Source organism: Enterobacter sp. DVT3837 (assembly GCF_056238685.1).
In genome coordinates this window covers 537,181-547,015 of the sequence record NZ_JBWDLA010000001.1, presented here as the reverse complement: position 1 = coordinate 547,015, position 9,835 = coordinate 537,181, and the positions used below count along the sequence as shown (strand labels likewise).

Below are 9,835 nucleotides of genomic sequence, written 5' to 3'. Positions count from 1 at the left end.
CAGGGCGCTAAACACTGGTTTTTAGTGCGTCAGATCTCTATAATCTCGCGCAACCTATTTCCCCCTCGAACACTTTTTAAGCCGTATAAAAACAGGCTGGGACACTTCACATGAGCGAAAAATACGTCGTCACCTGGGACATGTTGCAGATTCACGCCCGCAAACTGGCTGCGCGTCTGATGCCTTCCGAACAGTGGAAAGGCATTATTGCCGTTAGCCGCGGCGGTCTGGTACCGGGGGCGCTGCTGGCTCGTGAGCTGGGTATTCGTCATGTCGATACCGTCTGCATCTCCAGCTATGACCATGACAACCAGCGTGAGCTGAAAGTGCTGAAACGCGCGGAAGGTGACGGTGAAGGTTTCATCGTTATTGATGACCTGGTGGATACCGGTGGTACCGCTGTGGCCATTCGCGAAATGTATCCAAAAGCCCACTTCGTCACTATTTTCGCCAAGCCTGCAGGCCGCCCTCTGGTTGACGATTATGTGATTGATATTCCCCAGGACACCTGGATTGAACAGCCGTGGGATATGGGCGTGGTCTTTGTACCACCTATCTCTGGTCGTTAATTCCGAACCGTCATTATTTTAACGCCCGGTGATACCGGGCGTTGTTTTTTTTAGTCTGGCGCGCGTTACAATAGTCTCTATATGACGATTCATGGAGGCAACGTAATGACGCAGGCGAATCTCACCGAGACTCTCTTCAAACCCCGTTTCAAACACCCCGAAACGTCGACGCTGGTGCGCCGCTTTAATCCGGGGACCATGCCTGCCATCCAGTCTGCATTAGACGGTAAAAACGTGCCCCACTGGTATCGCATGATTAACCGCCTGATGTGGATCTGGCGGGGTATAGACCCCCGTGAAATTCTCGACGTGCAGGCTCGGATCGTCATGAGTGACGCCGAGCGCACCGACAGCGAACTCTACGATACCGTCGTGGGATACCGCGGTGGTAACTGGATCTACGAGTGGTCTAAACAGGCGATGCTCTGGCAGCAAAAAGCCAGCCAAGAAGAGGACGCCACGATCAGCGGCAAGCACTGGCTGCATGCTGCAAACCTCTATGGCATTGCCGCGTATCCGCATTTAAAAGGGGATGAACTGGCTGAGCAGGCTCAGGCGCTGGCGAATCGTGCCTATGAAGAGGCTGCTCAACGCTTGCCGGGGCGGATGCGCGAACTGGAGTTTACCATTCCTGGCGGGGCGTCCGTTACCGGATTCCTGCATATGCCTGAAGGGGAAGGTCCGTTCCCGACCGTCCTTATGTGTGGCGGGCTGGATTCACTACAGATCGACTATTACAGCCTTTATGAGCGTTACTTCGCACCAAAAGGGATCGCGATGCTAACGCTTGATATGCCGTCAATTGGCTTCTCATCCAAGTGGAAACTGACTCAGGATTCCAGTTTACTGCACCAGCATGCGCTAAAAGCGCTGGAGAATATTCCCTGGGTAGATCACACCCGTGTTGCCGCATTTGGTTTCCGTTTCGGGGCGAACGTCGCGGTGCGTCTGGCTTACATTGAATCATCCCGCCTGAAAGCCGTCGCCTGTCTTGGCCCGGTCGTTCACGCGTTGCTAAGCGATCCCGAACGTCAGGGCAGCGTACCCGAAATGTATCTGGATGTGCTGGCCAGCCGTCTTGGCATGCATGATGCATCAGACGAAGCGCTACGCGTTGAACTCAATCGTTACTCGTTAAAAATGCAAGGTCTGCTGGGACGTCGGTGTCCAACACCGATGCTATCAGGTTTCTGGAAAAACGATCCGTTTAGTCCGGAAGAAGAGTCCCGCTTAATCACTTCGTCATCTGCGGATGGTAAATTGCTTGAGGTGCCGTTCAGCCCCGTTTATCAGAATTTTGACAAAGCCTTGAAAGAGATCACGCGCTGGATCGCTCAGAGATTGTGTTAATAGATTGCTAAATTTTGCTGGTTTGGTAAAACAGTGGCTTCACAAAAGGAGATCGCAATGACGTTACCGAGTGGACACCCGAAAAGTAGACTGATTAAGAAATTTATGGCTCTTGGCCCGTATATTCGAGAAGAGCAGTGTGAAGAGAATCGCTTTTTTTTCGACTGTCTGGCTGTATGCGTCAACGTGAAGCCTGCACCCGAAAAACGTGAATTCTGGGGCTGGTGGATGGAAATGGAAGCAGAGGAAAAACGCTTTACATATAGCTACCAGTTTGGCCTGTTTAATAAAGACGGCAAATGGCAGGCCACCTCCATTAAAGATCAGGAAGTCATTGACCGCCTGGAATATACCCTGAAAGAGTTCCAGGACAAGGCAAACGCACTGCTGGCTACTTTGGATCTCAAGTTCGAGCCAGCGGATGACTTCTCCAGCGAAGCGGTGAAGCTGACTGCCTGATGGCTTTCTCCCTCTTCCTGTGTGAGAGGGCATCAGACTGCATTAATCTCGACCAAAAAAAACCGGCATCAAGCCGGTTTTTTTATTTCTCATAATCAGAACTGGTAAGTCATCCCCAGGGCAACGATGTCATCGCTGCTCACGCCCAGTTTATTTTTGTCATCAATCTGGTTGATTTTATAATCAACAAACGCAGACATATTTTTGTTGAAGTAATAGGTTGCGCCAACATCAATGTATTTCACCAGATCTTCGTCACCAATACCCTCGATATCTTTGCCCTTAGACTGGACATAACCCAGGGACGGACGCAGACCAAAGTCGAACTGATATTGTGCGACAACTTCAAAGTTCTGAGCTTTATTCGCAAAACCACCAGAAATTGGCGTCATATTGCGAGTTTCTGAATACATTGCTGCCAGATAAATATCGTTAGCATCATATTTCAGACCGGTTGCCCACGCTTCTGCTTTGTCGCCCTGGCCGCGAGTCAGCAGGTTCTGAGCATTGGTACGGTCAGAGTTGGTGTAGGCGCCGCTGATGGCGAAATCGCTGCCACCGAAGTCATACGTCAGAGAAGTACCAAAGCCGTCACCGTTCTGCTTCTTGGCGTCACGGTTTTCGTTTTTACCCTGGTATTGCAGCGTCATATCCAGACCGTCAATCGCACCGAAGAAGTCGGTGTTACGGTACGTGGCAAGGCCGGTGGCACGCTTGGTCATGAAGTTGTCGGTCTGCGCGGAAGAGTCACCGCCGAACTCAGGGAACATATCGGTCCATGCTTCGACGTCGTACAGTGCACCCAGGTTACGACCATAATCCAGGGAACCGAAGTTTTTCAGTTTCAGACCGGCGAAGGCCAGACGTGTTTTCTGTGAGGAATCACTTTCTGCTTTGTTACCCGCAAATTCAGATTCCCAGCGGCCATAGCCTGTCAGCTGATCGTTGATCTGCGTTTCGCCTTTAAAACCGAAACGCACGTAAGTCTGGTCACCATCTTTGGTGGCATCATCACTGATGTAGTGCATGGCTTTAACTTTGCCGTACACGTCCAGTTTATTACCATCTTTATTATAAACTTCAGCTGCGTGAACAGATGCAGAAGCCACGACGCCCATAACCACTAATGCCAGAGTGCTCTTTTTCATTTTCGATCCTGTCTTATAAACGCGCTAAAAAATTCGCTGGACGATAAGCTCATGCTTAAGTCCCGTGAAAAAACAGGAAGGGTTTTATCGTTCTGGAGTGAAACTTTTATGACAAACTAAGAATAATTTTAAAAAACTGTGATTTATTATTTCAGTAATAAAATTGTCAAACTTTGCCGCTACGCTTCCTGATCCCGAGCAATAAAGTGTTTCGTGATGTGCTATGGCAGTTGGCAACGGGGCTGACTCCTGTTAAAACGTTCGTTTGACATTACTTTCCCTTATCGTTGAACGGCAGAGAATCATGAGTGACAGCCAGACGCTGGTGGTAAAACTCGGTACCAGTGTTTTAACAGGCGGATCGCGCCGCCTAAATCGCGCCCACATTGTTGAGCTTGTACGTCAGTGCGCTCAGTTACATGCCGCAGGGCATCGTATTGTGATTGTAACCTCCGGGGCGATTGCCGCCGGGCGTGAACACCTTGGCTACCCCGAACTCCCCGCGACGATCGCCTCCAAACAGCTGCTGGCCGCCGTGGGACAAAGCCGACTGATTCAACTCTGGGAACAGCTGTTCTCTATCTACGGTATCCACGTCGGGCAGATGCTGCTGACGCGTGCGGATATGGAAGATAGGGAGCGTTTCCTGAACGCCCGCGATACCCTGCGTGCGTTGCTGGACAATAATATTGTTCCCGTCATTAACGAAAACGATGCCGTTGCCACCGCTGAAATCAAAGTGGGTGACAACGACAACCTCTCAGCGCTGGCCGCGATTCTGGCCGGTGCCGATAAATTACTGCTCCTGACCGATCAGCAGGGTCTGTTTACTGCCGACCCGCGCTCTAACCCTGAAGCCGAACTGATTACCGATGTACACGGCATTGACGATGCGCTTCGCGCCATCGCGGGCGACAGCGTGTCTGGCCTGGGAACCGGCGGCATGGGTACCAAGCTGCAGGCCGCTGATGTAGCGTGCCGCGCCGGTATCGACACCATTATTGCGGCGGGCAGCCGTCCTGGCGTCATTGGCGACGTGATGGAAGGCATCTCCGTCGGTACTCGTTTCCACGCGCAGGAATCCCCGCTGGAAAACCGTAAACGCTGGATATTTGGTGCGCCTCCTGCTGGCGAACTCGTCGTTGATGAAGGGGCGACTGCCGCGATTCTGGAACGAGGGAGTTCATTACTTCCTAAAGGAATTAAAAGCGTGACAGGCAACTTCTCCCGTGGTGAAGTGATCCGCATCCGTAACCTCGAAGGTCGCGACATTGCCCACGGCGTAAGCCGCTATAACAGCGATGCCTTACGCCGCATTGCGGGTCACCACTCGCAGCAGATCGACGCCATCCTCGGCTATGAGTATGGCCCGGTTGCCGTGCATCGTGATGACATGATTATTCGTTAAGGAGCCAGAACATGCTGGAACAAATGGGCGCAGCTGCGAAAGCCGCCTCTTACAAACTGGCGCTCCTTTCCAGCCGCGAGAAAAATCGCGTGCTGGAAAAAATCGCTGATTATCTGGAATCGCAATCCGCTGAGATTTTGCGAGCTAATGAACAGGATCTGGCTGAGGCACGTGTAAACGGTCTGAGCGAGGCCATGCTTGACCGCCTGGCGCTGACGCCGGCGCGTCTGAAAGGTATCGCTGATGATGTCCGTCAGGTTTGCAATCTCGCCGACCCGGTTGGGCAGGTGATTGACGGTGGCCTTCTCGACAGCGGTTTACGTCTTGAGCGTCGCCGTGTGCCGCTTGGCGTAATCGGCGTGATTTATGAAGCTCGCCCAAACGTCACCGTTGATGTCGCCTCCCTGTGTTTGAAGACCGGCAACGCCGCCATTCTGCGCGGCGGAAAAGAGACCTGGCGTACCAATGCTGCGACGGTAAACGTTATTCAGCAGGCGTTGGAAGAGTGTGGTTTACCGGCGGGTGCCGTCCAGGCTATCGAGAGCCCGGACCGCGCGCTGGTGAACGAAATGCTGCGCATGGATAAATACATCGACATGCTGATCCCACGTGGGGGGGCGGGTTTGCACAAGCTCTGCCGCGAGCAGTCGACCATTCCAGTAATTACCGGTGGTATTGGCGTGTGCCATATCGTCGTTGACGACAGTGCTGAGATTGAGCCGGCGCTGAAGATTATCGTCAATGCGAAAACCCAGCGTCCAAGCACCTGTAACACCGTGGAAACGCTGCTGGTGCATCAGGGTATTGCAGATTCTTTCCTGCCAGCACTGAGCAAACAGATGGCGCAAAGCGGCGTGACGCTGCACGCTGATGCCGGCGCTCTGGCGCTGTTGAAAGATGGCCCGGCGACTGCGGTTCCAGTAAAAGCGGAGCAGTATGACGATGAATTCCTGTCTCTGGATCTGAATGTGAAGATTGTTGCCGATCTCGACGACGCGATTGCGCACATTCGTGAACACGGTACGCAGCATTCTGACGCGATCCTGACGCGCACCTTGCGCAATGCCGATCGCTTCGTGAACGAAGTGGATTCCTCTGCGGTATATGTTAATGCCTCGACGCGCTTCACTGATGGCGGTCAGTTTGGACTGGGCGCAGAGGTGGCTGTCAGCACGCAGAAATTGCACGCGCGCGGCCCGATGGGCCTTGAAGCACTGACCACTTACAAGTGGATCGGCTTTGGTGACGATACGATTCGTGCGTAAATAATCACGGGTGATGCAAAAATAGCCGTTTGATTCAAAAGGGCATTGACGCATCACCCGGATAGATCTAACCTTTTGCCCCGTGGTTACACTCGTAACCGGCCTCTCAGGGCCGATATAGCTCAGTTGGTAGAGCAGCGCATTCGTAATGCGAAGGTCGTAGGTTCGACTCCTATTATCGGCACCACTAACCACGCGGGTTCACGCGATATTCACCAGTTCAGCAAAAGCGCCTTGTGCCATATTTGTGCCATTCCCCGCCAGGAATGAGTCGATTTGCATGGCATGCTGCGTCAGGTGATTCGGTGCCAGATGGGCATAACGCTGTACCATCTCGATGCTTTCCCACCCGCCCATTTCCTGTAGCGCACTGAGTGGCACGCCGGACTGTACAAGCCAGCTCGCCCAGGTGTGCCGCAGGTCATGGAAACGGAAATTTTCTATTCCCGCCCGCCTTAACGCTGCGCGCCATGCCGTGTTAGCATCAGACCGCATTTTGCGCACCGCCTTTGTTCTCGTTCCATCCGGGCGAACGGATGATTCAGTGTGAACAAAGACCCACCGGTTATGTTTCCCCAGCTGCTCCCGCAGCACCTTACAGGCCGATTCGTTCAGGGCGACCCCAATCGCCCTTCCTGCTTTCGCGTCCTCGGGATGAATCCATGCGACCTTCCTCTGCATATCAATTTGCGACCACTCCAGATCTGTGATGTTCGACCTGCGCAGCCCCGTCGCCAGTGCAAAAATAACAACTGGTTTCATATGCTCGGGCAGCTCCCGGATCAGGTTCGCCGCTTCCTCTTTGGTTAGCCAGCGAATACGCTTATTTTTCGGCACCGGGCATTTGATGTTCGGCGCTTTGGCTATCCATCGCCATTCGTTGGCCGCGCATCGTAACAGCGCCCGGATGAAAGCAAGGTGCGTTGCCTTCGTCGCCAGCGACGCTGGTTTATCCTTAAATTCAGGAACCGGCTTACCTCTTCGCAGCAGGCTGTCCCGCTTAGCCTCCCAGTTCATTCGATGTTTGCGATTAACCATCGAACTCACCGCCGACAAGATCCTGTCTTCCGTGATTGCTGACAGGTCCATTCCTTTGAAGTGCATCCTCCAGAATCCGATCCGGCTTTTGTCATCGTCCAGGCTTTTCTTGTGCTGCTTTTCGTTAAGCCAGCGAACGCATGCTTCATCGAACGTTCGCGGCTTAAACTCCCCCATCTTATCAACTCGCCATGCTTCAGCTTTCAGCTGATCATAGAGTTCCTGCGCTTGCCTTTTGTCCGTTGTCCCAAGAGACCGTCTAATTCGACTTCCACTAGGCGTAACGAAGTCGCAGTGCCACGTACCGGCACGTTGTTTGATTGACATGCTTTATCCTCCTGCACATCAACCGCATTCACGGGTTGATTGTGGATCGGGTTCTTCACTGCCGCAATACAGTCTGTTTTGCAGATCAGGTATGGGCTTTTTTTCTTATGTGGATTTTTTCGGGTAGCAGCCAGGCGACCGGACTTTATCCACTGGGCAATCGTGCCTTTATCCACTTTTAGGAAGGCGGCGGCCTCATCTCTGGTAAATACTTCTTCGTCCATCGATGTTCTCCAGTGACCCCAGCCGGGGCCGTCATTGTTATTCAGTGTGCCTGTGCTGGCAGGTTTCGAAGTTTACGAACGCCGATCATTGCTGTGGCGACATAGCTGGTGGCCCGGTTGACGACTTCGACGGTGACCTTCATGCCATCCACCTCAACGGTGTAATTTGTCTGGTGTTTCTGCCTGCCGTAATCGCCATATTTTGCGTGGTGCGCCGCCAGCGCAACATCGCAAGCGCGGCGACCAATAGGTGATTGCTTACTGCGATTAATCAGCTTCATCATCACTGCACTCCCAAAGTGGCTACAACATCACTCGCTGTTTCTCGGGTGCTGCCTTTGCTGGATATAGCCCGGCGAGCACTTACGCGGTGCAGAGTGAAGCCGTGCTGTTCGTAAAGTTCGATTACGCGCGGTGCGGTAGAATTGCTGATTACCACTTTTGCCCCCCGCTGGTGGGCTGCCACACAGCTTTCCGCAAGCTCTACCTGGCTATCCCATGAGAACCCACCAGCCGCGTAGTTAGTGAAACCAGCGGTGCCGGGCAGCGGTTCATAAGGCGGATCGCAGTAAATGACGTCACCATCCCCAGCCAATGCGAGCGTGCGCCTGAAACCTGCATTCATGAATACGCATGAGTGAGCCTTCCGCTTAAATGCCTTGATCTCTTCTTCCGGGAAATATGGCGCTTTATATTTCCCAAAGCCGACGTTAAAAAAACCGTCCAGGTTGTAACGGATCAGGCCGTTGAAGCAGTGCCGATTGAGGTAAAGGAATGCTGCTGCGCGCTCGACCGCATCCAGCTGCTGCGCGTTGAATGCTTCACGAATTACCGTGTAGTTTTCGGCATCATTCAGATGCCTGAATGCCTTCATTGCCTCATAGATCACCGAGTCGGGGACCACCGCCAGCATCTGATACAGGTTAATCAGGTCAGCGTTGACGTCAGCCAGAAGGAAGCGTTCGTGCTTGTCTGAGTTAAGGAACACCGAGCCGCCACCCACAAAAGGCTCAATAAGGCGTTCACCTGCGGGGATAAGGCGATCCAGCTCCGGCAGCAGCGAATATTTACCGCCAGCCCATTTAAGGAACGGGCGCTGCCAGCTACGTGGCGCTGTTTCTGCCTCTTGAGTCGACATCTCAGCACAATCACTCATGCCGCCACCTGCTTATCGTTAAGTTCTTCAGCCAGTCGTTGCGCCTTCAGTGGGTTGGTAACGACATCACCCCACGGCAGCAACCATCCGTTTTTCTCTTTGAGCCAGGGAAGGCGCACCGCGCCAACCCTGATTTCGTCCTGTGCGTGTGTCATAGCGCATAGATAGAGTGAGAAGGGAACGGAAGACCGATCGGCGCAAATGGGATATCGTCGTCAAAGTCTACCGGTGGCTGACCGCTGTTCTGCTGCAAGCGAGACTGTGGTGTGCCGCCAGTCTGATTTGCATAAGGGTTACCGCCATGTAGGGTATTGCGCTGACCAGAGAACTGCGCGCCACCGTGCATACGTTCGTCCTTGTCCTTCATCGACAGTTCAAGCGCGGCGATCGCTTCTGCTGGGGCGTTCTCAGCGTGTTCGGCGTAGGTCTTACGCGTTCCCGGCTGGAAAACGTGGCGTACTTCGAACTTGTAGCCGTCGCCGCCATCGTTTTTGGTGTACAGCACCTTCTGGAGGAACAAACCAACCTTTTTTCCAACCAGTGCCGGGCAGTGCCATTCGATGCCGTTTTGACCCTGTACCTGCTGAGGTTGCGCCTGTTTGACCTGGGCTACCCACATCAGCGCTGATACCAGCCCCATGCCGAAAGTCTGCTGGCCGTCTTTACCGAGGAAGTTAATGCGCAGGTAATTTGCTTTTGCCCCGTTCGAGTCCAGGCTCAGTTCGAGCGCCTGGGACTGGCTGCCATCTTTCCCGAAGGTGTACACCGCAGAAACGATTTCGCCCTCGTAAGCGCCGGTTTCGCTGATCCCGCCTGTTGCGCCAGCTTTCTTCGCCATCTCAGCCGTTTCGTTGTTCCACATAAAAGTCATTGGTTGGTTCATCGTTAAAT

Annotated in this window: 12 protein-coding genes and 1 tRNA gene; 6 read left to right on the top strand and 7 right to left on the bottom strand. The window is 53.2% G+C overall.

Features of this window, described 5'->3' with window-relative positions; translation table 11 throughout:
• The first annotated feature begins 110 nt into the window (after window positions 1-110).
• From gpt to crl, 3 genes are all read left to right on the top strand, one after another.
• Entirely contained in the window at window positions 111-569 is a 459-nt protein-coding gene (gene gpt, locus AC0XWG_RS02730) for a xanthine phosphoribosyltransferase (RefSeq protein WP_003863205.1), read from the top strand.
• Between the two features lie 105 nt (window positions 570-674).
• Complete coding sequence (gene frsA / locus AC0XWG_RS02725; protein ID WP_128348686.1) at window positions 675-1,919, top strand: esterase FrsA; 1,245 nt, start codon at window positions 675-677, stop codon at window positions 1,917-1,919.
• A 57-nt stretch (window positions 1,920-1,976) separates the two neighbouring features.
• Window positions 1,977-2,378, top strand: coding sequence for a sigma factor-binding protein Crl (gene crl, locus AC0XWG_RS02720; protein ID WP_028017717.1), 402 nt, complete (start codon window positions 1,977-1,979; stop codon window positions 2,376-2,378).
• Window positions 2,379-2,473: 95 nt separating this feature from the next.
• Here crl and phoE read toward each other — a convergent pair whose 3' ends face one another.
• Window positions 2,474-3,526 (bottom strand): phosphoporin PhoE, encoded by a 1,053-nt coding sequence (phoE, locus tag AC0XWG_RS02715; protein ID WP_028017716.1) that lies wholly within the window; start codon window positions 3,524-3,526, stop codon window positions 2,474-2,476.
• Between the two features lie 304 nt (window positions 3,527-3,830).
• On the opposite strand from phoE, the gene proB reads away from it, so the two are divergent.
• From proB to AC0XWG_RS02700, 3 genes are all read left to right on the top strand, one after another.
• Window positions 3,831-4,934: a glutamate 5-kinase gene (gene proB, locus AC0XWG_RS02710; RefSeq protein ID WP_008501877.1), complete on the top strand. Its 1,104-nt coding sequence runs from the start codon at window positions 3,831-3,833 to the stop codon at window positions 4,932-4,934.
• A gap of 11 nt (window positions 4,935-4,945) precedes the next feature.
• Window positions 4,946-6,199 (top strand): glutamate-5-semialdehyde dehydrogenase, encoded by a 1,254-nt coding sequence (gene proA / locus AC0XWG_RS02705; protein ID WP_128348687.1) that lies wholly within the window; start codon window positions 4,946-4,948, stop codon window positions 6,197-6,199.
• A gap of 111 nt (window positions 6,200-6,310) precedes the next feature.
• Window positions 6,311-6,386: transfer RNA gene (locus AC0XWG_RS02700), tRNA-Thr, on the top strand.
• A gap of 14 nt (window positions 6,387-6,400) precedes the next feature.
• Here AC0XWG_RS02700 and AC0XWG_RS02695 read toward each other — a convergent pair.
• The 6 genes from AC0XWG_RS02695 to AC0XWG_RS02670 are packed head-to-tail and all read right to left on the bottom strand — an operon-like array spanning window position 6,401 to window position 9,827.
• Window positions 6,401-7,558 carry a site-specific integrase gene (locus tag AC0XWG_RS02695; protein ID WP_229218311.1) on the bottom strand — a complete coding sequence of 386 codons (1,158 nt, stop codon included), beginning with the start codon at window positions 7,556-7,558 and terminating at the stop codon, window positions 6,401-6,403.
• Window positions 7,441-7,788 carry a helix-turn-helix domain-containing protein gene (locus AC0XWG_RS02690; protein WP_072025390.1) on the bottom strand — a complete coding sequence of 116 codons (348 nt, stop codon included), beginning with the start codon at window positions 7,786-7,788 and terminating at the stop codon, window positions 7,441-7,443. Before AC0XWG_RS02690 ends, AC0XWG_RS02695 begins: the two co-directional genes overlap by 118 nt.
• A 41-nt stretch (window positions 7,789-7,829) precedes the next feature.
• Window positions 7,830-8,069: a DUF4060 family protein gene (locus AC0XWG_RS02685; RefSeq protein WP_029139424.1), complete on the bottom strand. Its 240-nt coding sequence runs from the start codon at window positions 8,067-8,069 to the stop codon at window positions 7,830-7,832.
• Window positions 8,070-8,071: 2 nt separating this feature from the next.
• Window positions 8,072-8,944 (bottom strand): DNA adenine methylase, encoded by an 873-nt coding sequence (locus tag AC0XWG_RS02680; protein WP_475680354.1) that lies wholly within the window; start codon window positions 8,942-8,944, stop codon window positions 8,072-8,074.
• Window positions 8,941-9,099: a DUF1317 family protein gene (locus tag AC0XWG_RS02675; RefSeq protein WP_072778530.1), complete on the bottom strand. Its 159-nt coding sequence runs from the start codon at window positions 9,097-9,099 to the stop codon at window positions 8,941-8,943. The genes AC0XWG_RS02680 and AC0XWG_RS02675 overlap by 4 nt, the downstream gene beginning before the upstream one ends.
• Window positions 9,096-9,827: a single stranded DNA-binding domain-containing protein gene (locus tag AC0XWG_RS02670; protein WP_407197958.1), complete on the bottom strand. Its 732-nt coding sequence runs from the start codon at window positions 9,825-9,827 to the stop codon at window positions 9,096-9,098. The genes AC0XWG_RS02675 and AC0XWG_RS02670 overlap by 4 nt, the downstream gene beginning before the upstream one ends.
• Window positions 9,828-9,835 lie beyond the last annotated feature (8 nt).

Excerpts from the sequence above, each read along its gene's own strand:
- gpt (WP_003863205.1), top strand. The coding sequence starts at position 111 with ATGAGCGAAAAATACGTCGTCACCTGGGACATGTTGCAGATTCACGCC.
- frsA (WP_128348686.1), top strand. The coding sequence starts at position 675 with ATGACGCAGGCGAATCTCACCGAGACTCTCTTCAAACCCCGTTTCAAA.
- crl (WP_028017717.1), top strand. The coding sequence starts at position 1,977 with ATGACGTTACCGAGTGGACACCCGAAAAGTAGACTGATTAAGAAATTT.
- phoE (WP_028017716.1), bottom strand. The coding sequence starts at position 3,526 with ATGAAAAAGAGCACTCTGGCATTAGTGGTTATGGGCGTCGTGGCTTCT.
- proB (WP_008501877.1), top strand. The coding sequence starts at position 3,831 with ATGAGTGACAGCCAGACGCTGGTGGTAAAACTCGGTACCAGTGTTTTA.
- proA (WP_128348687.1), top strand. The coding sequence starts at position 4,946 with ATGCTGGAACAAATGGGCGCAGCTGCGAAAGCCGCCTCTTACAAACTG.
- AC0XWG_RS02690 (WP_072025390.1), bottom strand. The coding sequence starts at position 7,788 with ATGGACGAAGAAGTATTTACCAGAGATGAGGCCGCCGCCTTCCTAAAA.
- AC0XWG_RS02685 (WP_029139424.1), bottom strand. The coding sequence starts at position 8,069 with ATGAAGCTGATTAATCGCAGTAAGCAATCACCTATTGGTCGCCGCGCT.
- AC0XWG_RS02680 (WP_475680354.1), bottom strand. The coding sequence starts at position 8,944 with ATGAGTGATTGTGCTGAGATGTCGACTCAAGAGGCAGAAACAGCGCCA.
- AC0XWG_RS02675 (WP_072778530.1), bottom strand. The coding sequence starts at position 9,099 with ATGACACACGCACAGGACGAAATCAGGGTTGGCGCGGTGCGCCTTCCC.
- AC0XWG_RS02670 (WP_407197958.1), bottom strand. The coding sequence starts at position 9,827 with ATGAACCAACCAATGACTTTTATGTGGAACAACGAAACGGCTGAGATG.